This is a genomic window from Pseudomonas sp. P9_2, from assembly GCF_034008255.1.
GTDB classification, from domain to species: domain Bacteria; phylum Pseudomonadota; class Gammaproteobacteria; order Pseudomonadales; family Pseudomonadaceae; genus Aquipseudomonas; species Aquipseudomonas synxantha_A.
This window is the reverse complement of record NZ_CP125376.1, coordinates 4,818,615-4,841,809: the sequence shown is the minus strand read 5'-3', so window position 1 is coordinate 4,841,809 and position 23,195 is coordinate 4,818,615. Positions and strand designations below refer to the sequence as shown.

Annotated in this window: 20 protein-coding genes; 7 read left to right on the top strand and 13 right to left on the bottom strand. The window is 58.9% G+C overall.

Annotated features, from left to right (window positions below):
* Positions 1-54 precede the first annotated feature (54 nt).
* The 3 genes from rarD to QMK52_RS21495 form a co-directional block, all read right to left on the bottom strand.
* Positions 55-936: an EamA family transporter RarD gene (gene rarD / locus QMK52_RS21505; RefSeq protein ID WP_005788242.1), complete on the bottom strand. Its 882-nt coding sequence runs from the start codon at positions 934-936 to the stop codon at positions 55-57.
* A 127-nt stretch (positions 937-1,063) separates the two neighbouring features.
* On the bottom strand, positions 1,064-2,080 hold the full coding sequence (locus QMK52_RS21500) for an aldo/keto reductase (protein ID WP_005788244.1): 1,017 nt from the start codon (positions 2,078-2,080) through the stop codon (positions 1,064-1,066).
* An 81-nt stretch (positions 2,081-2,161) separates the two neighbouring features.
* A complete protein-coding gene (locus tag QMK52_RS21495) occupies positions 2,162-3,064 on the bottom strand; it encodes a LysR family transcriptional regulator (protein ID WP_320403379.1) in 903 nt (300 codons plus the stop codon).
* Positions 3,065-3,165: 101 nt separating this feature from the next.
* On the opposite strand from QMK52_RS21495, the gene QMK52_RS21490 reads away from it, so the two are divergent.
* The gene (locus tag QMK52_RS21490) at positions 3,166-3,870 is read left to right on the top strand and encodes an SDR family oxidoreductase (protein WP_194438181.1); all 705 of its coding nucleotides are present in this window, start codon (positions 3,166-3,168) and stop codon (positions 3,868-3,870) included.
* A 24-nt stretch (positions 3,871-3,894) separates the two neighbouring features.
* Here the strand turns inward: QMK52_RS21490 and QMK52_RS21485 are convergent, their stop codons facing one another.
* Positions 3,895-4,767, bottom strand: a complete 873-nt coding sequence (locus QMK52_RS21485) for a hypothetical protein (RefSeq protein WP_032803537.1) — start codon at positions 4,765-4,767, stop codon at positions 3,895-3,897.
* A gap of 179 nt (positions 4,768-4,946) precedes the next feature.
* Complete coding sequence (locus QMK52_RS21480; RefSeq protein ID WP_005788253.1) at positions 4,947-6,257, bottom strand: MFS transporter; 1,311 nt, start codon at positions 6,255-6,257, stop codon at positions 4,947-4,949.
* A gap of 161 nt (positions 6,258-6,418) precedes the next feature.
* Between QMK52_RS21480 and QMK52_RS21475 the strand changes: the two genes are divergently transcribed.
* Positions 6,419-7,534, top strand: coding sequence for a sugar diacid recognition domain-containing protein (locus tag QMK52_RS21475; RefSeq protein WP_320403378.1), 1,116 nt, complete (start codon positions 6,419-6,421; stop codon positions 7,532-7,534).
* Between the two features lie 100 nt (positions 7,535-7,634).
* Positions 7,635-8,774 carry a glycerate kinase gene (locus QMK52_RS21470; protein ID WP_194438185.1) on the top strand — a complete coding sequence of 380 codons (1,140 nt, stop codon included), beginning with the start codon at positions 7,635-7,637 and terminating at the stop codon, positions 8,772-8,774.
* On the opposite strand, the gene QMK52_RS21465 is transcribed toward QMK52_RS21470, so the two are convergent.
* The 4 genes from QMK52_RS21465 to QMK52_RS21450 form a co-directional block, all read right to left on the bottom strand.
* On the bottom strand, positions 8,764-9,876 hold the full coding sequence (locus tag QMK52_RS21465) for a class II histone deacetylase (protein WP_194438187.1): 1,113 nt from the start codon (positions 9,874-9,876) through the stop codon (positions 8,764-8,766). The two genes, QMK52_RS21470 and QMK52_RS21465, sit on opposite strands and share 11 nt — an antisense overlap.
* Positions 9,873-11,027 (bottom strand): MFS transporter, encoded by a 1,155-nt coding sequence (locus QMK52_RS21460; RefSeq protein WP_005788260.1) that lies wholly within the window; start codon positions 11,025-11,027, stop codon positions 9,873-9,875. Before QMK52_RS21460 ends, QMK52_RS21465 begins: the two co-directional genes overlap by 4 nt.
* A 22-nt stretch (positions 11,028-11,049) precedes the next feature.
* A complete protein-coding gene (locus QMK52_RS21455) occupies positions 11,050-11,925 on the bottom strand; it encodes a transporter (RefSeq protein ID WP_194438189.1) in 876 nt (291 codons plus the stop codon).
* 99 nt (positions 11,926-12,024) lie between these two features.
* Entirely contained in the window at positions 12,025-12,996 is a 972-nt protein-coding gene (locus tag QMK52_RS21450) for a helix-turn-helix transcriptional regulator (protein ID WP_005788263.1), read from the bottom strand.
* 227 nt (positions 12,997-13,223) lie between these two features.
* On the opposite strand from QMK52_RS21450, the gene QMK52_RS21445 reads away from it, so the two are divergent.
* The gene (locus QMK52_RS21445) at positions 13,224-13,736 is read left to right on the top strand and encodes a GNAT family N-acetyltransferase (protein ID WP_005788265.1); all 513 of its coding nucleotides are present in this window, start codon (positions 13,224-13,226) and stop codon (positions 13,734-13,736) included.
* On the opposite strand, the gene QMK52_RS21440 is transcribed toward QMK52_RS21445, so the two are convergent.
* A complete protein-coding gene (locus QMK52_RS21440) occupies positions 13,733-14,425 on the bottom strand; it encodes an aspartate/glutamate racemase family protein (RefSeq protein WP_005788267.1) in 693 nt (230 codons plus the stop codon). The two genes, QMK52_RS21445 and QMK52_RS21440, sit on opposite strands and share 4 nt — an antisense overlap.
* 256 nt (positions 14,426-14,681) lie before the next feature.
* Here QMK52_RS21440 and QMK52_RS21435 point away from each other — a divergent pair, with 256 nt between their 5' ends.
* The 3 genes from QMK52_RS21435 (at position 14,682) to QMK52_RS21425 (ending at position 17,408) form a co-directional block, all read left to right on the top strand.
* Positions 14,682-16,040: a M10 family metallopeptidase C-terminal domain-containing protein gene (locus QMK52_RS21435; RefSeq protein ID WP_320403377.1), complete on the top strand. Its 1,359-nt coding sequence runs from the start codon at positions 14,682-14,684 to the stop codon at positions 16,038-16,040.
* A 96-nt stretch (positions 16,041-16,136) separates the two neighbouring features.
* Complete coding sequence (locus QMK52_RS21430; protein ID WP_005788270.1) at positions 16,137-16,631, top strand: hypothetical protein; 495 nt, start codon at positions 16,137-16,139, stop codon at positions 16,629-16,631.
* 105 nt (positions 16,632-16,736) lie between these two features.
* Positions 16,737-17,408 carry a DUF3313 domain-containing protein gene (locus QMK52_RS21425; protein ID WP_320403376.1) on the top strand — a complete coding sequence of 224 codons (672 nt, stop codon included), beginning with the start codon at positions 16,737-16,739 and terminating at the stop codon, positions 17,406-17,408.
* 19 nt (positions 17,409-17,427) lie between these two features.
* Here the strand turns inward: QMK52_RS21425 and QMK52_RS21420 are convergent, their stop codons facing one another.
* From QMK52_RS21420 to QMK52_RS21410, 3 genes are all read right to left on the bottom strand, one after another.
* Positions 17,428-18,828: a DUF1254 domain-containing protein gene (locus QMK52_RS21420; RefSeq protein ID WP_194438192.1), complete on the bottom strand. Its 1,401-nt coding sequence runs from the start codon at positions 18,826-18,828 to the stop codon at positions 17,428-17,430.
* 121 nt (positions 18,829-18,949) lie between these two features.
* Positions 18,950-19,312 (bottom strand): response regulator, encoded by a 363-nt coding sequence (locus QMK52_RS21415; RefSeq protein ID WP_005788275.1) that lies wholly within the window; start codon positions 19,310-19,312, stop codon positions 18,950-18,952.
* Between the two features lie 258 nt (positions 19,313-19,570).
* Positions 19,571-23,158 carry a hypothetical protein gene (locus tag QMK52_RS21410; protein WP_320403375.1) on the bottom strand — a complete coding sequence of 1,196 codons (3,588 nt, stop codon included), beginning with the start codon at positions 23,156-23,158 and terminating at the stop codon, positions 19,571-19,573.
* Between the last annotated feature and the right edge of the window lie 37 nt (positions 23,159-23,195).

The following is a 23,195-nucleotide window of genomic DNA, read 5'->3' as shown; positions in this document are numbered from 1 at the left end:
TCGACAAAGGGGAATGGATACCCCCACGCCATTGCGCCACTTCCATCCAGCCATTCAAGCTCGGTGCTGACGCACTAGATGTTTGAACCCTTCATACACCAGTACCATCACCGCCAGCCAGATCGGGATATAGGTCAGCCATTGCCCGCCTTGGATGCCTTCGCCCAACAGCAGAGCCACCGCCAGCAGCAGCACCGGTTCTACGTAGCTCAGCAGCCCGAACAGACTGAAGGCCAGCAAGCGACTGGCAATAATGTAGCTCACCAGCGCCGAAGCGCTGATCAAGCCCAGCATCGGAATCAACCCGTATAGCTTGGGATGCACATCGAGCACAGCAAAGCCCTGTTCACCGCTCTGAACAAACCACCAAGCCACCGGCAGCATCAGCGCCATATCCAGCCACAGCCCGCCCAAATGGTCGGTGGTCAGGTATTTGCGCACCACGAAATACACCGGGTAGCCGATGATCACCACCAGCGTTGCCCAGGAAAAACCACCAGCCTGATACAACTCGTTCAGTACGCCCAGCGCGGCAAACACCACAGCGATCTGTTGCAACCGTGACAACCGCTCGCCGTAGACCAGGCGCCCGGTGAGCACCATGGTCAGCGGCAGCAGGAAGTACCCAACGGACACGTCCAGGCTGCGCCCATTCAGCGGCGCCCACATAAACAGCCACAGTTGCACGCCGAGCAAGGCAGAAGACACCAGCACCCCGGCGATCAGGCGCGGCTTGGCCGCCAATATCCGCAACAGTTCCCACACCCGCCGCCACTCGCCGCTGACGATCATGAACACCGTCATGCAAGGTACTGTAAGCAACATGCGCCAGCCGAAAATCTCCAGACCACTCAACGGTGTGAGCAGTGACGTGAAGTAATACATCACGGCAAACAACACCGAGGCCAAGACCGATAACACCACACCTTTAGACACACTGTCCTCGCGAAAGCCGATTCATATCCAGTTCCAGGAGGGGAGTATGGCGTTTTTTGCGAGAAATAGAATGTGGGCGGGAGTTTGCTCCCACCCACATTTTAATCTCCATGCTATCAGGCAGATTTCAGCCCGCTCGCAACGCCACGCGGCCGGAAACAAAATGGCCCACATCGTTGAACCCCGGAGTGGACGAGTGCCCAGGCGTGACCAGCGAATCAATGAAGGCCTCATCCTCAGGCGTGATGTTTACGTCCAGCGCGCGAGTGTAGGCATCCCACTGCGCCTCGGTACGCGGGCCCACAATCGCCGAACTCACTGCCGCATTGTTAAGCACCCAGGCAATTGCGAACTCTACAATCCCCACGCCACGTCCCTGAGTGTATTGCTGGATCAGTTGGGCGATGCGCAGCGACTCCACCCGCCATTCGGTTTCCAGGATGCGCTTGTCCTGGCGCGCGGCACGGCTGCCTGGCTCGGGTGTAACGTCAGGTGCGTACTTGCCACTGAGCACCCCTCGGGCCAGCGGACTGTAAGGCACCACACCCAAACCATAGGCTGCCGCCGCTGTGATTTGCTCGACTTCGGCCTGGCGGTTGACGATGTTATACAGCGGCTGGCTGATAATGGGTTTATCTACCCCCAGGCGCTCGGCCACGCGAATCACTTCAGCGATGCGCCAACCGCGATAATTGGACAGGCCCCAGTAGCGGATCTTGCCTTGGCGGATCAGGTCGCCAATGGCCGACACGGTTACCTCCAGAGGCGTGTCGTGATCTTCACGGTGCAGATAGTAGATGTCCAGGTAATCGGTATCCAGGCGCGCAAGGCTGGCTTCCAACGCATTGAAGATGCGCTTGCGGTTCAACCCGCTGCGGTTGGGCAAACCATCGGCGGGGCCGAAGCCGACCTTGGTGGCCAGCACCCAATCCTGGCGATTGCGCGCAATGGCTTCGCCGACGATCTCTTCGGAGCGCCCGCCGGTGTAGACGTCGGCGGTGTCGATAAAATTGATACCCTGGTCCCAGGCCTTGTCGATGATACGCAGCGAGTCTTCGGTGCTGGTTTGTTCGCCAAACATCATGGTGCCGAGCGTCAGTGCGCTGACCTTCAACCCGGACTGGCCCAATGTGCGGTAAATCATGCAAAGCTCCTCATGGCAGGCAAATGTGAGTCATGCAATACCAGACCCGACGGCTCTGGAACAAGCCCTGGGTGCATTTCTTCATCCGCGCAGCAATGTCTGGCAGCGTGCCTGTAAAAAGCGATGCAGCACTTTCACCCGCTCCGACACTTGCAGGCGGTGAGGGCACATCAGGTTGAACGGCGTGGGTTCGCCTTGCCAGTCGGGAAGCAACTGCACCAGCCGCCCGGCCTGGATGTCCCGGGCCACATCCAGGTTGGCTTTATAGACAATGCCATGGCCGGCCAGCGCCCAGCGCCGAACGATTTCGCCGTCATCGCTGAGGTAGTCACCGCTGACTTCGACCTCCCGCAGCAGTGTGCCCTGGCGGAAATACCAGGTGCTATTGGCCTGCCCGCGGCGCATGTAGCGCAGCGTACTGTGCTGCGCCAAATCTGCAGGTACCTGCGGTGCGCCGTAGCGCGCCAGATAGTCGGGGCTGGCGCAGACGATGCGCTGGTGGCCGGGCACCACCGGCAGCGCCACCAGGCTGGAATCCCTCGGCACGCCAAAGCGCAGGGCGATGTCGACGGTGTCGCGAAACAAATCGGCATTGCTGTCGTTGAGTAACAATTGCAGGCGGATGTTCGGGTGCTCGAGCTTGAACTCATCCAACCAGCCCAGCAGCACATTGCGGCCAAAGTCCGAGGGAGCGGCCAATTGCAATAAACCACTGAGGCTTTGGCCTTGTTGCTTGATGGCATGTTCGCCTTCGGACAGGGCTTCCAGCGCCACTCGCACGCTGTCCAGATAACGCCGGCCTTCTTCGGTCAGGCGCATGCTGCGGGTGGAGCGAGCAAGCAGGCGGATGCCGAGCCGGGTTTCAAGGCGCTTGAGGGCGATACTGGCTGCTGCTGGGGTAAGGCCGAGGCCACGGGCGGCGGCCGTCAGGCTACCGGTGTCGGCGCTGCGTACAAAGACTTCAAGGTCGAGAATCGAGCCCATTGATAAAAATCCTTTAAAGATCTTGTCGTTTTACCCGGATTTTTCGCCGATTGCCAAGCTGGGAAGATGAAGGCTCACTTTCTTGTCCAGGTAGTTTCCTCATGATTTCTTCTCTGAGCGGTAAAACCGTCATCGTTATTGGCGGCAGCAGCGGTATCGGCGCGGCAGTGGCCCAGGCGGCCATCGCTCGCGGCGCGCACGTGGTGCTGGCCGGGCGTCGCTTGACCTCCGGCATCGAGAACGGCGTACGCAGCGAACCGGTAGACGTCACCGATAGCGCGTCGTTGCAGCGATTGTTCGAAACGGTGGGGCACTTTGACCACCTGGTCTACACCTCGGGCCCTTCGGTGCGGGCCAAGCCCCTGATCGAAACCGACCTTGGCGAAGCCCAAGACAACTTCAATGTGAAACTCTGGGGCGCGCTGCGTGCGATTCAACAAGCGCTGCCGTTCCTGAATGAACACGGCAGCATCACCCTGACTTCCGGTCAGTTGGGGCGCAAGCTGGCAGGGGGGCAGTTCATCAAGACCGGCATCAACGCTGCGACCGAGGCATTGGGCAAGCAACTGGCCAAGGAACTGGCGCCACGTCGGGTCAATGTTATCAGCCCGGGCGTGATTGACACCCCGGCCTATGCCGGGTTGGCGCAAGAGCAGCGCGTGGCGATGTTTGCCAACGCGGGCGGGGCATTGCCGGTTGGCCGGGTAGGGCAGGCTGAAGACGTGGCGGCGGGGTATGTGCTGGCCATGGAGAACAGCTTTATAACGGGAAGCATCATCGATATCGACGGCGGCGGACAACTGTAACCGCCCACCGCCGGTGCCCTTTGGTTAATGACGGGCCTTGTCCAGTGTAAACGTCCCTATGGCAGTAAACTCAGGCCCGTCATTTCTTCGAAAGGAACAGGCAAACTCACCCGAGCCATGCTCGTCAGTGACTTCTTCGTTCAGTTTCAGCACCCCAGCATGGGCTGTCACCGTCCCATAGCTGTCGAGTCGTTGAAACTGAACGCGGACGTCATTGTTGCCGGCCAAGTCATGGATCAATCCCTTCGCGTCGTTATAGACCACGATGGCAAAAATATTCCGAGTCCGCGGCAAGCCGTCATCGTAATAGTCGCCCATGAAGATTCGGCGATCTGGGCGGTGGCCCCCGAAGTCGGAGCTATCAATCCGCAGGTCGGTTTTGAAAGAGTAAGAACCCGGTAGTGGTCCCCCCTCGAAGGTCAGGTTCAGTTCGCCTTTTGCCGGATACTGGGCGCTGTGAACCATTGACACGCCTGTCAGGTCGACATCACCTTTTGTCAGCGTTATCTGTTTATCGCTACCAAACTGCGCTTTACCCGAGAAAGACGCCTGCATCCGTTCACCGTCGAATGACACTGTTATCTCCCCGGCAGTTGCCCAATAGGGAGAAATACCCGAGTTTTCATGCGCAGAAAAGAGCAACCTGGCGCGCCCATCGGCAAAGCTATAGCTGTGTTGGGTCCCGTCACTCGGTAGCTCAGCGGGAAGATAAATATCAATGCCATAAAAATGGTTGGGCTCTGGCGAGAGCCGTTTTGTCGCCACCAAATGCCATATTCCATTTGGCTCCTGGTACATATCCATTTTATCCGCGTCACCCTGGAAGGTCAGGTTGTGCGCGCCTGCTACTGTGACTGCTAACGTACCTTGAGTGCCCTGTGCCGTTTTACTGATCATCTCGATAGCCCTTCAAGAAGTGAAATGAATTCACCAAGAAGGCTAAACGCGATCCAGGAATTTGAATACTGTCAAAAGTGACAGGTATAAAAGGCAAGCCTTTAATTCCATTCAAGGCACCGTGTGCCGACGCAAACACCCTCACGCCTTCCAAGAGCATCTGCGCCGTCCCGTGGAGGTTAAACCTTGAGCGTACGCGTCATCCTCAAAGCCAGCACACTCCCACCCACAATCACCGCCGCCAGCAGGTACAACGCCACATCCGTGGACCCAGTGGCATCCTTCACAAACCCCACGATATACGGGCTGAGAAACCCCGCCATCTGCCCCATGGAGTTGATCAACGCCAAGCCACCCGCTGCGGCACCGGCACTGAGCATGGCCGTGGGCACCGGCCAGAACATTGGCAGGCCGGTCAGGGCGCCCATGGTGGCGATGGTCAAGCCAAGGATGGCGATGGCCGGGGTGGTGGCGAAGTTAACCGCAATCACCAGGCCGATGGCGCCCATCAGCATCGGCACTACCAAGTGCCAGCGACGTTCCTTGCGCAAGTCGGCGGAGCGGCCCACCAGCAACATGAACACCGCCGCCAGCAGATACGGGATCGCGCTGAGCCAGCCAATCACCAGGTTGTCGCTGAAGCCCAGGTTCTTGATGATCGACGGCAACCAGAAGTTGATGGCGTACACGCCGCTCTGGATGCAGAAGTAGATCAGGCCGAACGCCCAGATCGCCGGGTTCTTGAAGACTTCAGCCAGCGAATCGCTGGTGGTTGCGGGCTTGTTCGCCAGGTCCGTGGCCTGGTCGGCTTCCAACACTGCGCGTTCATGGGGCTTGAGCCACTTGGCATGGGCGAAGCTGTCACTGAGCAGGAAGTAGGCGAGGGCACCGAGGATCACAGTCGGGATGCCTTGCAGCAGGAACATCCACTGCCAGCCGGCCAACCCGCCTTGGCCGGCAGCGAAGTGGTTGAGAATCCAGCCGGAAAACGGGCTGCCGAGCAAGCCGGACACCGGAATGGCCGACATGAACAGCGCCATGATCCGCCCACGGCGGAAGGTCGGAAACCACTGTGAAAGGTACAACACCACCCCTGGAAAGAAGCCGGCTTCAGCGGCACCGGTAAACAGGCGCAAAGTGTAGAAATGCGTGGGCGTAGTCACGAACAGCAAACACGTGGAGAGCGTGCCCCACACGATCATCATCAACGCGATCCAGCGCCGTGGGCCGAACCGGGTCAGCGCCAGGTTACTCGGCACGCCGCACAGCACGTAGCCGATAAAGAAAATCCCGGCGCCCAGGCCGTACACGGTTTCGCTGAACTTCAACGCATCGAGCATCTGCAACTTGGCAAAGCCAACGTTGACCCGGTCGAGGTAGTTGAACAGGTAGCAGATAAAGATGAAGGGGATCAGGCGCAGGGTAATGCGCTTGTAGATGGCGTTTTTATCGTCATCGCTGGCCAGTGCGGCAGTAGCGCTCTGTGACATGGGGATTCTCTCTTTATTATGATTTTTCGCGGCGCGAGGGTAACGTTGACCGCCCCAACAGTCTCAGCGACGTGATGGGCGACTGTCTTTGTGCCGGCGCACAGCGAAGCCACCTTTGCGCTGTGCCGGTGAACAACCCGTCTTTTCAGGAAATTAGCCCCATGTTCGAGTTGGATCATGACTTGGCGCAGGAGATTGTCGATCGCACCATGGCAATCCTGCCCTATAACGTCAACGTCATGGACAGCCAGGGCCTGATCCTCGGCAGCGGTGAGCCGGAGCGTATCAATACTCGTCACGAAGGGGCGCAGTTGGTCCTGGCCAATGGCCGGGTGGTGGAAATCGACGGGCAGACCGCCAAGCATCTCAAGGGCGTGCAACCGGGCATCAACCTGCCGCTTATGCACGATCAGCGGCTGATCGGCGTGCTGGGCATTACCGGCGAACCCGATGGCCTGCGCACCTATGCCGAACTGGTGCGCATGACGGCTGAAATGTTGGTCAGCCACCGCCATCAGCAAGCCGAGCAGCAATGGCGACGCCAGCGTTGTGATGATTTGCTGGCCTTGCTGCTGGCCGACAATGGCGACTCCCCCCGTCTGGTGGACGAAGCCCGGCAACTGGGCCTCAAACCGCATCTGGCGCGCACGCCATACCTGTTCGAACTGGGCCCGGGCCAATCGGCAGAAGCCTTGAGTGCCTGGCTCACCAGCCGCTATCCCGACAGTTGGTGCGTCAGCCCTGCGCAGTTCTCCCTGCTGTGGTGCCGGCCTGCCGCTGTGCAGGTCGATAATCCGCGTTTGCTGGAAAAGCTCGACGGCCTGGGTTGGACTATCCTGCGTGTTGCGGTTGGCGGGCAAGCGGATGGCTTGCGAGGGCTGCGCCGCTGCTACCGCCGTGTCGGTGATCTGCTTGCCTATGGCCGCGATCTCCTGCCGCAGACACGCCTGTTGACCCTCACCCGTTATCGTCTGCCGGTCATGCTCTGGCGTCATCGCAACGACGACGCCCTGGACGAGTTGCTCAACCCCTTGCGCAAGGTGCTGGCCAAGGACAGCAACGGGCAACTGCTGGCCACCTTGCGCAGTTGGTGCGAGCACGACGGGCAAAGCCAGGCGTGTGCCGATGCCTTGGGCATCCACCGCAACAGCTTGCGTTACCGCATGGAGCGTATTGCCGAACTCAGCGGCGTCGACCCGCTGACCCTCGACGGTATGCTTACCTTATACCTGGGCGTGCAGTTGTTGCCTCAGCCTCTGGAGGCGCAGGCTTTGTAGAAATGACCAACAAACCCCACCTGCACTTGTGCATCGGACCGGCGTCATTGCCCAGGCCAACTGGCAGCATGGGCATCATAAAAACCGGAGAAAGCCCATCATGAAGATCATCATCGCCCCCGACTCGTTCAAGGACAGCCTCAGTGCCGCAGGCACGGCCCAGGCCATTGCCGAAGGGTTGGCCCAGGTCTGGCCGGATGCGCAGTTGGTCGAATGCCCAATGGCCGATGGCGGTGAAGGCACGGTGGATGCGGTACTTGCCGCGTGCAATGGCCAGTTGCGCCGGCAAACCGTGCGAGGCCCACTGGGAGACGAAGTCGAGGCACGTTGGGGCTGGTTGGCCGACAGCCATACCGCGATTATCGAGATGGCCGAGGCCAGTGGTTTGCAACTGGTCGCGCCGGGCCAGCGCGACGCGTGTTCGACGACAACATATGGCACCGGGGAGTTGATCTGCGCCGCCCTGGATGCGGGGGCGCAGCGCATTATCCTGGCGATTGGCGGCAGTGCGACCAACGATGGCGGGGCTGGTGCGATGCAGGCCCTGGGTGTGCAACTTTTTGACGCAGAAAGCCAGCCGCTGTCCCCGGGTGGGCTGGCGTTGGCGCGCCTGGCGCGTATTAGCCTTGAAACGCTCGACCCGCGTTTGGCGCAGGTGCGCTTTGAGATCGCTGCCGACGTCAATAACCCCCTGTGCGGTCCTCACGGCGCCTCAGCAATTTTCGGCCCGCAGAAAGGTGCGAGTCCCGAGCAGGTGGCACAACTGGACGCCGCCCTTGACCATTTCGCCCACCACTGCGCCCAGGTGCTGCCCAAGGATGTGCGCGACGAACCGGGCAGTGGTGCTGCCGGTGGTCTGGGCTTCGCCGCCAAGGCATTCCTCGGTGCACAATTTCGTCCGGGCGTGGAGGTGGTCGCCGAACTGGTTGGCCTCGAACACGCCGTACGCGGCGCCGACCTGGTCATCACCGGCGAAGGCCGCTTCGACGCTCAGACCCTGCGCGGCAAGACCCCGTTCGGGGTAGCGCGCATCGCCAGCCAGCATGGCGTACCGGTCATTGTGATCGCAGGCACCTTGGGCGACGGTTACGAGCAGATGTATGCCCACGGTGTGGATGCGGCGTTTGCCCTACCGTCGGGACCAATGAGTCTGGAGCAAGCCTGCAGCGAGGCCCCTCGCCTGTTGCGCGAGCGCGCCGCGGATATTGCGCGGGTGTGGCGCCTTGCTGCTAATCACTGACCCCCTGCGCCAACCGCTCCACCCACTGTTGCTGAAACGCTTGCAGCGCCGCACCGGGTTGCTGCAATTGCACAAACTCCAGCATTGGGTCTTGCACCGCGGTGCGCACGCCGCTTAATTCCTCGAGAGTCGCCAACCCGCAAAACGGTACGTAGGCTTCGCTGTAACCGCCTTCATGCACCAGCACCAGGCGGCCCTGGCACAAACGCTCGGCTGCCTGGCGCAGGCTGCGGGTCATCAGCCGGAACGATTCGCTGTGCAGCAACATGCGCGCCAGTGGGTCGACGGCATTGGCGTCATAGCCGCAGGCGACGATGATCAGCTCTGGCTCGAAACGCTCAAGGGCGGGCAACACGATGCGTTCCATCGCATGCGCATAGGTTGCGTGACCACTGCCCGGCGGCAGCGGGATATTGATGTTGGCGCCCAGGCCAGGACCCCGGCCACGATCCTGTTCGCCGCTGTAGCCCGGTGGGTAGCAAGCGTCCTGATGCAGTGAAACCGTCAACACATCGGCGCGCTCCTCGAAGATTGATTGCGTGCCGTTACCGTGGTGCACGTCCCAGTCGATCACGGCGACTTTGCCGAGCCCGTTATGGACCTTGGCCGCTTCGATGGCAATGGCAATATTGGCGAGAAAGCAGAAGCCCATGGCGCTGTCTGCCAGGCAGTGATGCCCAGGTGGCCGGGACAGGGAATAGGCATTGTGCGCCTGGCCCTTGAGCACCGTGTCTACGGCGGCGATGGTCAAGCCCGCAGACAGTTTCGCGATCTCGTAGCTGCCCGGCCCAATCGGCGCCTGCGGGCCGAGCTCGCCGCCGCCAGCATCGCTCAGGGCCTTGAAGCGTTGCAGATAAGCGCTGCTGTGCACCCGTAGCAGGTCTGCTTCACTGGCCGGCGGTGCGCTAAGCAGGTGCAGATGACGCGTCAATCCAGACACATCCAACAAGCTTTTCAAGCGGCGTTTGGTCTCCGGGGATTCGGCATGACCGCTGCCAGCCGGCGGTTGTACCCAGCCGCCTACGGGTAATGTCAGCGCGTGCGCACCTGCGCTGTGCCACAGGCTCATTTCATCGAAGAAAAATGCGGTGGTTCGGTTCATACCGGCTCCAGTTCGGTGAGGTGGTTGGGACGGCTGGTGAGGATCATCACCAGGGAAAGCAACGTGATAACGGCAGCGCCCAGCAGCAGGAGGGTGAACCCGCCGCTGGCCTCGATCAGGCGGCCGGCAATCGCCGGGCCGATGGCCAGGCCACCGCCGATCACCAGGTTGGAGGCGTTCATGAGTTTGCCGCTGTGGTCAAGATCGGCCAGGCAGGCCAGCACCAACGGCAGGATGAACGTCCAGATGAACTTGAACAGCAGCGCCGCCAGGGCAAAACGCAGCAGCGCTGGCTCGCCGAGCAAAAGCAGCACAGCCGCCACCATCAGCGCATAACCCCCGAGCAACAGCATTGCTCGGGGCAGTCGCCCGCCAATCAGCGACGCGCTCGCGGCGCCGGCAATGCCCATTACGGTTGCGATGGCGAGTACCTCACCACTGTGTTGCGGGGAAATCCCGACACTGGCGCCCAAGGCACCGATAAAGGTCCAGACACCGCCCAAGCTGATGTAAAAGGCCAGGACCGCGCCGAGCCCCAGCGCGGCTTTCCAGCGCGAGCCAGGCAATGAAGGGCCGTGGCTTGCCGGTGCCGTGGCATTGCCAGCGGGAAACGCCCGGGCCAGAGGCAGTAACAGGGTCATCAAGCCCGCAAGGATCAGGTAACAGGCGTTCAGTCCAAACCGCTCGAACAAGCCCGGCAGTACGATCAGCCCGAGTGCACCGACGACTAATTGGCCCATCACCCACAGCCCGTAGACACGGCTGGGATTGGCGGTAGTGGCGGCGCTGGCCAGGCAGAGGATCATCAATGAGCCGCCGGCCAGGGCGCTGGTACAGCGCAGCGCCAGTAACGCTGCATAGGTGTCGGCGCGCATCGACAACAGATTGGCCACGATAAACAGCAGCGCTGCAATCAGGGCCGCGGCGCGCCAGTCAACGCGCTTGAGCCACCACCAGGCAGGCAAGGTCGCCAGGCTCATCGCGCCCAGCTCCACGGAAAACAAATCGCCAATGCGTGCCGGGCTCAGTTGCCATTCGCTGGCCAACTGCGCGGCCACGGCGGGTGCGGTCATCAGGATGGTTGGGGTGATGGCGGCAAACAGCACGATTGCTGCCAGCCGTGCCTTTGCCGCAGAGGGTTGAGTAGGCATTTTCAAACTCCAGGAATGGGGATCAGAACACATGGACCAGGCGCAGCAAGGCCTCGGTCCCGGCATAGCCGTTGGAGGCAGCGACGTTTTGCGAAAGGCTGACCATCAGTTGGTTCTGGGTGTCGAGCCAATGCCCCAGTTCCAGGCCCAGTTGCGTGTAGCGTTTGTGGGTATCGTCGATACGGCGATTGTTGATGCGCAGCGCACCACCATCCGCCTGGATCAGGCGCAGTGCCCCGTAAGTGGCGGCGCTGAAGTCATAGGACGCGAAGGCTTGCAGGCGGTACAGCGGGGCTTGCTTGAGTTCGCTGCCAAAATAGTCGTCATTCCTGGCGTAAAGCTGGGCTTCGAGGTTGGCTTCCAGCACCCAGTTGTCGCCGATGCCCTGGGTGTAGTTGTAGACAAAGGTGGCGCCCCAACGGTTGGCACCCGGGGACACATCCGGGTTATGGCTGTGGTACTCACCTAGCGGCACGGTGATCAGGCTCAACAGGCCGCTGTAGGTGCGCGATGCCGGGTCGTTGATGAAAAACAGCGTGCCGCCCACTTGTGGATCGCCCAGGCCGCGCTCGCGGGTGCGCTGCTCAGTGCCGGGCAAGCGCGCCGTAATGTCGGCAAATGGCAGGATGAACTGCGGCGTACACAGCGTGCCGCAGGCGTCGGTGAAATACACCTGGCGGTAGGCCAGGGCGTTGACCTTGAGGTCGGCCTTGCCGGTGCTGTCGGCGGGCCCATGGAAATCGCCGGCACGGGTGGCGGGCAGGTACACCACCCCCAGGCTGGTGCCCGGCGGTGCGCCGAAAAAGTCCCGGGCGTTAAGGTCGGCGGCCTGGCTGTCGAGGCTGAGCAGCGTGCCGCCAAGCAGCACTGTGATCTTGCATAGAGGTGAATGAATCATGGCAAGGCATCTCTTGTAAGCGGCAGCCAAAAAACGGGCAACAGCTGCCCGCGACCGTGAAAACGAGCGTGGCAAAGTCTTAAGTTGAAAGGGCGAGGATCAGTCGGGAGGGGCGTGCACCAAGTGCGCTATACGCGCCTTGTCGTTGACCCCGAGCTTGGTGTAAATGGCGCGCAGATGGTGGCGCACCGTATTGGGTGAAAGGCCAAGGTCGCGGGCCACTTGCTTATAAGTCTTGCCCTCGCCAAACCCCTGGGCCACGTCGTTCTCTCGCGGGCTCAACTGGGGCAGTGCACGGTTGAGGCGCGCCGCCAGCAGCAACTGGTCGCCCACTGCCGAAACCTGGATGTGAATGTGCTTGCCGGCATGGCCGCGTTCATCCAGTTGTACCGGCAGGGTAGGGCCGCTCCAGCGCGGCCACTCACTGAGCAAAATGTCGATAAAGCCGCGCTCGGCGCATTGCAATACGCCTCGAGGGTCGCATACGGCCAAGGCGAGGTTGCGTGGGCTGGTCAGGGTTTCACGCATGGCCACCAGCGTGCGGATCTGGTTCGCGGACACTGCCGCCACCAGATGCAACATCAGATTATTGAGCAGCAGGCAGTCATGGGTGTTGAACCTGGGCGCACCGGGTTTGCGGTACAGCGTCAGGTGGTCGCTGAGGTGGGTTTGCGGGTCGATATGGATCACGCACAGCAATTGGTCCAGGCCGTGGCGCTGCCCCAGCCAATTCAAGGCGCTGCCATTGGCCGGGTCGCGCATGTCGATGATCACGGCCTGGCCGGGTGTTGCATGAACTCGGCCGACGGTCACGTCCAGATGGCGGATCGACTGCCAGTCCGCCAGGTAGTGTGGTGGCAAATGGTACAGGTAACTGTTGTGCTCCTCCGGCACACCCTCAATCACCGCCGCGCGCCCCCACCAGGCACTGTCAAATGCCAGCAACTGGCTCAGCCGCGCCAGGGCATGGTGCTGGAAATGTTCGATGTCTTGATGTTGAGCCAGGCGCTGCAGATCCAGGGCCAGGGTACTGAAGGCCTGCAACAGGCCATTGGAATCAAGGCGACTCATAGGTATTCCTCTGTGGGACTTTTTTTGTTGTTCTCGTCACAGGGTGAAGGCCGGGACCTGGGTTCAGGGGGCAGGGCCTGGGTTGAGTATCGATGTTGCACGGCTGGACTGCCATCGTTCAGATGCAGGATGGCGCTGGTTGATGTGTGGGAAAACGCCGGGCTCGTCAGGCGCCTGACTTTGCCCCTACACTGGTCCGCCATTGGTCTTTCAAAGGATGAAACACAATGCACGCACCTGAGCCCCATATCGTGATCCAGCGCTTTACCGAGGCCCACCTTGAGGGCGTCGCCGCGCTCTACAACGAACCGGCGGTCTGCCGTCAGGTGCTGCAAATGCCTTTCCAATCGGTGGAAGCCTGGCGCAAGCGTTTGGTGATGGATAACGAGCGGCGCTTGCAGTTGGTGGCGGTACATGGCGGTGAAGTGGTTGGCCAACTGGGCCTGGAGCAGTACCTGCGCGTGCGTCAGAGCCATGTCGGTTCGTTCGGCATGGGCGTGGCGACTGCCTGGCAGGGCAAGGGCGTCGGCTCGCGGCTGTTGACCGCCGCGCTGGACGTCGCCGACAACTGGATGAACCTGCACCGCGTGGAACTGACGGTGTATGCCGACAACGAAGCCGCGCATCACCTGTATCGCAAGTTCGGCTTCGAAGTGGAGGGGCGGTTGCGCGATTACGCCCTGCGTGACGGTGCGTTTGTCGACACCCTGAGCATGGCGCGCCTGCGCAAGTCGGCTTAATCCGCTAGAGCAAACGCCACCGCCGCCTGTGCATGCAGCGCGGTGGTGTCCAGCAGCGGCAGGGCGCTGTGTTCGGGCTGGATCAACAGGCAGATTTCCGTGCAGCCGAGGATGACCGCCTGGGCGCCGCGCGCGGCGAGCGCCTGGATCACCCGCTGATACACCTGGCGCGAGGCGTCGCTGATGACCCCCACGCACAACTCTTCATAAATGATTCGGTGCACTTGCTTGCGCTCATCCGCGTCCGGTATCAGCACGGTCAGGCCCTGGGCGGCGAGACGGGATTTGAGGAAGTCCTGTTCCATGGTGAAACCGGTGCCGAGCAGACCTACCTTCAAGGTACCGGCCTCCAACGCCGCGGCCGCCGTGGCGTCGGCAATATGCAGGAATGGAATCGACACCGCCGCCTCGATACGCGGCGCCACCAGGTGCATGGTATTGGTACACAGCACCACGCACTCGGCGCCCCCTGCCTGCAAACGGCGCGCGGCGTCCTCCAGGATCAGCGCGGTATCGTCCCAGCGACCGGCGTGCTGGGCCTGCTCCACCGGGCCGAAGTCCACGCTGTACAGCAAAATCTGCGCGCTGCGCAAAGGGCCAAGCTGGTCACGTACGCGCTGGTTGATGAGGCGGTAATACTCGGCGCTGGATTCCCAGCTCATGCCGCCGATAAGGCCGATGGTGCGCATGCAATGCTCCGGACAAGGGGATGAGGCTTCACCTTACCCAATGAAGGCGGTTCGTTACAGCTGTCATCTGTACCTGGGGTTACATCCTTTGAAGGCCGGACGCCGGCGGGAGTTTTTGCCAACGCTACCAGGCGAGCCGCGCCTCAAGTGCCAAGTCAGTTTTGGAACTGTCTTGTGTAGGAATACCACTGATACGCAGGTCACTAATCTGCCGTCAGACGAGTAGACAAATTCCCAATTCCCTTAGGACTACCTCATGAATATTGATCCGAACATTGCTTTGACAAGGTTAAACGCCACCAGCGTGGCACACAGGACTGTCGTCGAAATTGATCATGCAGGCGACCGCGGCAATCAAATTAAATATCGCCAAGTTTCATTGTCCACGGACCAAGTATTAGAGAGGTCAAAACATGCCAGCGGATTTGCGGGTTCACTGCGTCCCGGGGACCCCGCGGAGGTGACGTATGAGTTCTCCAATCGTGCCGAAACGGGCGCCACGACCAGCCGGTTCACAGAAACACAAAAAGGCGTCATCCGTGAGACTCTGAATAATTTCAGCGATGCTGCAAATATTCGGTTCAAAGAGTCTGTCAATGCAAAATCCCATCATATGCAGTTTAAGGTTGATGGCAGTAGCTTCAAGTGGCAGGCCCCCTGGTATGCACCCGTGTCCGATGATCAGCCCGGCAGGGTGCTGGTAACGCTGAACCAGGGCCATGTTGATGGGCTGGAAAAACCCAATAATTTTGGGCGTCACGTCATTGCAAAGGCGACGGCCTTTAAATTAGGGCTTCCTGACCCGGCGCCCACAGCATCGCAAAGCAAGTACGCGGAAAATACGCTGGCTTACACGCTAAGAAGTCCTTTTCTGGAAAACCGCTCAGACCATCGCTTTAATAAATCCCATGGTGAGGGCAATCAGTATTCAAGTACACCGATGATGGATGATATCGCACTCATGCAAGATCGATTCGGTGTGAACCTTCAAACGCGTACGGGAGATACGACATATGGCTTTAACTCAAATGCCGATCGTGAAGTATTCAAATTGGCGTCGGGCGATGATTTACCATTATTTTGCGTGTGGGACGCCGGTGGTAAAGACACATTCGATTTCTCCGCATTCAAGCAAGATCAGGTTGTCAACTTAAGGTCGGGCAGCTTCTCTAATGTAGGGGGAGGCATAGGGAACGTTTCGATCGCCAATGGCGTCACCATCGAACGGGCTATTGGCGGTGCTGGCAATGACATTTTAATTGGCAATGACGTCGGTAACGAACTGGAGGGCGGTGAGGGCGATGACATTTTTTATGTCAAGGCGAACTCTGGCACTAACAAGCTGACAGGCGGGCCGGGTAAAAATACCTTCGTTATTGGCGCGAATGATTCATCCGTCAGCTTGGGAAGCACAACAATAACGGACTTTGTCAGCGGCAAGGATAAATTGGATACTTCCGCCCTGCGCGCAGCCCACCCTCAACTCACCGTCACCAGCGAGTATTATCGTAGCCATAAGCTCACCTTATTGCGTTTCGATTTCGATGGCGACAAAAATGAAGACTTCATAATGAGCATAAGTGGGCGAATCGCGCGTTCCGATTTCCGCGTTTGACCTCGTTCGCCCTATTCGTACGCGTTACTCGCCCCTTGAGCGGCTGCATCTGCCATGATGACGCTTCGCGACCTGGCTCACCCAAGGAAATCCGCAATGGACGATGTACAGCAACTGGGCGAGATGCTTCGTCATTACGCCGATAGCGAAGCACACAAACAGCAGCAGTTCGACCTGCAATCAGCACGTTGGGCGCAGAAGCTTGGCGAGCTGTTCGGCCAGATTGAACAGTGGCTGGAGCCGGTAAAAACCGTAGGCTTGCTGGAAGTTCAGCGCGAGGCTTACACCGCCAGCAGCCCGAGCGTGCCGGTGGAGAGTTCACCCTTCAAGAGCGAAAAACTCAGTGTGCATATCACTGGCAAAAGCGTGGAGTTCGTGCCGGATGTGATGGGCGTCGGTGGTTTGATTTCAGTGTCGGTGATGGGCCTCACCGCCGCCCGCCACGGCAGTGTGTCGCTGGTCCTGCCGGCGGATAAGCACGACTGGCTGTGGAAGAAAACCAACGGCCTGAAAGACCCGGACACCTTCGGTTTCGACGCCAACTTCCTGGCCGCTCAGCTGCAAAGCCTGATCCCTCGCGAACGCGCATGATCGGCACAGAAAAAAACAGGCTCTGCATTTAATCAGGTGCATTGCCCAAGTATTGGCTATACCTAAATCTCATTCTTACGATGATGGTCGCCAGGGAGTTCAACAATGAAGTTAAGGCTCATGATCAGCACACTGTGCGTCGCCTCGCTCGGCACGGCAGGCTGTGCCAGCAAGGTGCCGCAACCGGATGAGTATTCAGGGTTTCTCTCCAATTACAGCCAGCTCAAGGAAGCCAAGTCGCCCTCCGGGGCAGAGGTGATGCGCTGGGTCGATCCGCAGTTGGACTTGAGCCGCTACACCGCGGCGTACATCGAGCCTACCCAGTTCTATCCCAAACCCCAGGCCACCGCAAAGATTCCGGACAGCACCCTGCGGGGCATCAGCGATTATTACAACCAGGCGCTCAGGCGTGAACTGGCCAAGTCACTGCCCCTGGCCAATGCTCCAGGCCCAGGCGTGATCGTGGTGCGTGCGGCGATTACCGCCGTGAGTAGCAAGACCGAAAGCCTCAAACCCTACGAGTTTATCCCCGTGGCTCTGGTGGCCGCAGCAGTCAGCACCGGCACGGGTATCCGCGATCAGGAGACCACGCTGGGCACTGAGGCGCAGTTCCTCGATGGAGGCACGAACAAAGTGGTGGCCCAGGTGGTGCGCAAAGGCACCGGCAAGCCATTGGCCAATGACTCACAGGTGCTCAAGGCCGACGACGTGAAAGTTGTCATTGACGGCTGGGCGTCGGACCTGCATCAGTCCTACGTGAAGCTCAAAAAACATTGAGCCTCGGCAAGCCCAGGTGCTATTTCAGCGGTGTCAACGGGGGCAGCTTCCATTGACCGTTACCCACCTCGGGCTTGGGCAGGTAAATACGCAGGACCGCATAGAACGGACCGGGCGGGGCCGGCAGCCAATTGCTCTGTTCGGCTTTCGGTGGCTCGTGGTGTTGCAGCGCCAGGGTGAGGCCACCGTCGGCGTCACGCTGGAGGGCCGGTAACATCCGCGAGTTGATCAGGTAGCGCTTCTTGTGGTTGGGCACCAGCAATTTTGTCTTGGCGTCGTACAGGGTCAGCGACCAGAACGCATCGGCCGGTGGCAACTGGTCCTTGGCAAAATGCACGGTGTAGCTGTGGCGTGCGCCGTTGGCCGGCTTACCCTCACTGTCGACGATGTAGCTCAGGTGAGCCGCTTCGTCGCTGGAGTGACCGAAAATGCCTAACTCGGCACCGGCGTAGCGATACAGGTAGTTGTTTTGCAGACGGTCGCGGCTACCGAACAGATCAGCCTGGGCAACCTGATGAGTGTCGAGTTTGTCCTTCTTGAAGGCGGCAAATTCGGCCCGGCCATCGGCGATGCCTTCTTCCAGGGCCTTGCGCTGTTCTGCTGTCAATTGGTTGACCTTGAACGGCGCACCCGGCGCTATGCCGATTTTGGCAAAGCGCGCCAGCAGGTCTTTTTCGCTGTCCTGTGGGGCGGCGAAGGCCAGCATGAAGTTCAGGTAGCGAAACAGTTGCGGGCCTTCGGTCATGGTCGCCGTCGGCTTGGGCCATTCGATCTTCGGCACCTTGGCCGGGGCAGGCTGCTTCACATAGCTGCTCAGGGGTTGCACTTTATAGCCGCTCTGGATTTGCTTGACCTTGCCCAGGTCCTTGTCATCGAACAGCTGCGTGCGGTACAGGGCGTAGGCGATGTTGCTTTCGCTGTAGACCACTCGGTCGATGTCCACCGGTTGCTGACCTTTCCAGTCAGGCCCGGCGATCATGTAGTGACCGCCGTTGTTGCCGGTGCTGCGGGTGCCCAGGTAAGCAATGTTCTGGGAATAGAGGTCGATCAACTGCACCGAGTAGTAGCGCTCGTCTTCAATCCTGGGCAGGGTCAGTACCAGAGGCTCTTTGCGCAGGTCCATCCATACGAATGAGTAGGGTGTGTCGGCGTTCGGGCTAGGGAGCGCGGTGTCCTTGGGGGTCAATACCTGCGCGGTATTACCGATATGGTTGAACGGCGCCTTGAAGTGGGCGCCGCCCTTGTCAACGGCCTGGGTGTAGAGCGTCTTGTACATTTGCACCACCGGGAAACCGTACAGGTAGGCTTCCTTGGCGATTGCCCGGGCTTCACTCGGGCTGGCGGTGAAGTCAGCCCAGGCGCCGGTACTCATAAATATCGAGAGGCTCGCCAACAGCAGGCGCGTCGGTTTTCCAATCATGTTGTTGCGTCCTTCCTGAGTTCTGTCTAAGAGCGTGAGGTGAAGGCGCAGAGTTTCCAGTTTTATTGGCTGAACGTCACGTTAATCCCTTCGTCGACGCGGACAGATCCTAAAGGAGGTGTCAGGCTGGAAGCATTGATTTGACTTTGTCACGTAGTTGGTCGATGGAAAATGGCTTGGCGATCACCTGCATGCCGGACGTCGCATCAATATTTTCGGCATAGCCACTGGCAAATAGAATAGGCAGGGTGGGGCGCAGTTCGCGGACCTTGGTCGCCAGCTCCTTGCCATTCATGTCTGGCAGGCCGACGTCGGTCATCATCAAGTCGATCACCTGGCTGGTGTCTTGCACCCTTTCGAGTGCCTTTTCGGCGTCAGCGGCCTCAAGCACCTTGAAATCCAACTCTTCGAGTACATCCACGATCAGCATGCGCACGATGGCATCGTCTTCGACTACAAGGATGGTGGATGCTTCAGCGGGCATAAGGGAGATTCCTGAAAAATAAAGGGCGTGTCTTCAACGCTTGAAAGACCATTCTCTAATGAGTCGCGTCGATCTCGGCAAGTTCCGTTGCGGTGGGGTATTGTGAAGGGAATAGAGGCAAATGTCGCGTTGAGAGCGATGCATCGTGTTCTTGGCGTAATGGAGTAACGCCCTACTGTTGAGATACCACGTCTTCGACGTAGAAGGCGCCAATGGCACTGCCCAAGAATGCCATTGACGCACGTGATCGTACGAAGGTTAAAGATTTGCGTTGATCAGGGCATGCGGGTTGTTGTAGGGCACGGTATGGGTAAAGCTTTCTTCGGTGAAATAGCTGGCGTTGAATGCCGGTACGCCGCTTGCAATGTCGACAGGATTGAGCGTGCCGGCGCTCCACCCGCTGTTCAAAGAGACTTCCAGCCCCCGGCGCATTGAGGCCTCATCCGGGAAGGTCGCCAATCCGAAGTTGGGGTTAAAGAAAAACCATTCTTTCTCGTTGTTTGGGGTCAGGGTGACGCCTGCGAGCAGCCCATGATCTTTGGTACTGATCCTCAAGAGTGTCGGACGTGTTGCGTTGGTGAGTTCGTCGATGATGCCGGTGTACGCTAACTGGCTGAAGGGTTGTGTGCCGTGATAATTACTACTCAGAACCTGATGCATTTGGTTCAGCTGGTTACGAAAAGCCTTTACGTTCTTGTCGTCAGTATGCTCAGCTGCTTTCATAAAGTTATTGATGAACTCATCCCTGCGGCCGCGCAAAATAGCCAGCGCCATAGTATTCACAATGGCTGCGCACTCTCCATTTGAAGCCAGGTCCGTTTGGCTGAGGTAGAGGTTTTGCGGCATCTCGTAGGTCCTGCCCCCTTGGGCAACCATCTCTTTTTGAAAGATTTTGTAGTGTTCACGGCTAGTGTCCGCCATGCGTTTTTGTATCTCCTTGGCCAAAGTGCCTACCGCTTCGGGATCATTGACCTTCGTGACCGCCAGATCCCTCACCTCTGATTGCTTCATCGTCGGGTGGTAGCCTGGGACATCTTCGGCCACGCCCGAGTCAAAGCCTTGTTTGTACCCCGCGCTATCATTTCTCTGGACGGTCTCTAGTACTTCTCTGAATTTATCGCGGGTGGTTGTTGGATTGGGTGCAGCATACCTGGCTAACCAATCGATAAAGTTGCTGTTTATATGACCATTGGCGGCAACCGTTGCAGGTGTGAAATCAACCAGCGCAGCTCCGTAAGGCTTCTGCGTGATCGGGTCGTAGGCGTACCACTTGCCCTCTCGAAATACAGCACCACCTTCGACCGTCTGCTCTGTAATCTTGTAGGTACCGGTTGCGACGATGCCCTCCTGTTTACTGGCGGCTTTAAGCAGGTCATAACTACCGGTTGCGCCTTTGAGCATGTTCACGCATTCGAGCCCCTTGGTCGCAATTTTATGGAGCAGGGTCCCAACCCCGGTTATCCCGCCGACCAGACCGCCGAGTACGTTGAGTGAATCAATTGCCATTGCACCGAAGAGCTTTGCTGTCTTCACGGCCCTGGCGCCAGCACTAAAGGTCCGCACGCCCCTGAGGGCGGCATTGCCGGCTTGCGCAGCTTTGCCCACGCCAAAAGTGAGGAATCCGAGGATATCGAAGGCCAGGTCAGATACCGCCTCGCCGTAGTTGCCTTGCCGAACGTTGTTAACGGCAGACCGAAATGGGATCAGATTGAGCAGGAACTCACCCACCTGACTATCGCCCATCCGATCATGTTCGAAGGAAGTAACGCTCTTGGCGTAATTGAGTAACTCCTTGCGGTCGAGGTCCATTTTTTCCAGGTAGAAACTGGCAATCGCATTGGTTCGGCTGGAGTCGAAGCTATTGGGAATCGCATCACTGCCAGGTTTTTCTGCAGAGTCAGGGGCCGGCGAGTTGGTGAAAGGGTGATAAGGCCTTGATATCGCGTGGAGTTGTTCCCCGGCCTTATTGGTTTTTTCTAGGGTGAGCAGGCCAGGGAAATTTGAGATCAGCTCGTTTTTTTTCTCGATACTGCCGGTGCTGGTGTTGATGTGGTAGAGATTTTCCACGCCCTCTCGGGTGGTTTTCACATACAAGGTACGGTCACGTTTGACCAACTCTAATCTACCGTTCTTTGTTTTGCGGTATTCATCGCTGTAGAAGTATTCAAGTTTGCCGAATTCAAAGTTTTTGCGATCTTCCAATGGCTGCTCGCCAATCAGATGTTTGACCATCCCATGGTGGCCTTTCTTTTGTGCCGCTATAGCCTTTTCATATTGATCCATGAAGTTTGCGGTGATGTCACACTCTTCGGTGCGTGCAAAGCGATTGAATGCAGTGATCGGAATCCGTTTGTCGTTGGTGATCCATGCGTATTTTTCCCCTAGACGCTCCCCCTCCAGCAGAATATCGAGCATGGAGCGCATTCTCGGGTCACCGCTGGGAGCGCGGCCATCACCGGTGTAACGCTTGGCCAATACTCGAGCTTCGAAAACCGCCGGATCAACGTCGGGAAACTCAGCTTTCAGGCAGTCAAGCGCCATCTCCGTGCGATTGGGGATAGGCACTTGTATGGAAGAAGAGATATCCGTCAGCGATTTCAGATGGTTGTTGTAAGCCACCCTGACCTGTTCGATTTGTGAAGGTGCAGGTTCGCTGTTATGGGGGGACAGCAGGTTTCGGGTTACCCCCCAAAGTATCAAGGCATCGCGCTGGGCCGTTTGAACGGCATAGGTATTGGCCGGTAAGGATTCTGCTGCTATCAGCACTTCGGCATAGGTCATGCCGGGAACCCGACCAGGTGTGTGGGCTTCGATTTTTGCGGCGGCGATGGTCAGTTGGGCCCACAGGGCACTGCCGACTTTCACGCTGGAAGGGATGTCCTTGATCAGGTACTCAGGCGCGCGGCCGGCCAACAGCAGGTAGGCCCCCACCTTGGCCATTTCCGGGGACGTTTTGCCTTTATCGATCAGCCAATTGGACAGGTTATCGATGATAGCGGACGCAGGCTTACCCCAGTGCTGGTTGCTGGCCAGATCGAAACCGGCGATTTTATTGCGATGAGGAGCGGTGATCGACTCCGGGTCCAACTGCAATGTGATGCCCGCCAAGAGGTAGTCTGTCACGCTGCTGTCGCTGGCAAGGCCTTGCATTCGCTCCTGCAGGTCTTTGCCCATCAACTGTGCCTGCGGGGTACGGATCAGTGCCTGCAGTATTTTAGCCGGATCATCCTGAGGCCCTGTGGTAATGGGTTGCTGGTAGCGCAGGAACTCCAATACACCGCCTTTGGTTTGCATCAATAACGGCTTATCGCCCAGCGCATGTTCTTGATTCAGGGTGATGTTACGCAAGCGTCGTTGTTCATCTTCGCTCAAGGGCACCGGCCAGGACAGCGCGCCGCTCAGGTTGCCCAGCGGGTTTTCCATCGAGCGGCTGGTCACCGTGGACGCGAGGCCCGTGAGTTGGACATGGCTACTGGGCAACGGCAATCCCAGGAACTTCTTGATGAAGGTCTCCAGGGTCACACTGCCACCCGCTTCTTCAGCGTAGGAAGATCCAGGGTGAATATCCAGCGGGGTGTTGCCAAGCGCGGCGAGGACGGCTGAGGGCTGCGCCTCTTCACCCAGTTTCGCCGCAATCTGCTGGAGCTTTTGGCCCAGTGACTTCAAATTTTCTTTGTCTGCCAACTGGGCGGCCAAACCGGTTTTCCGGGGAGGTATCAGGCTGGTGCGCGCAGGGGGGGACGATAGGGTCGATTGAGTTTTAGGGGTGTCGGGGGCTTGTGTTTCTTCAGGGAATGGAATGGCGCTTGACACAGAGGACAAAGCACGTGGCTCGATATTCAACATGATAGATAAACCTTAAATGTGGATAGGAAATGCGCCC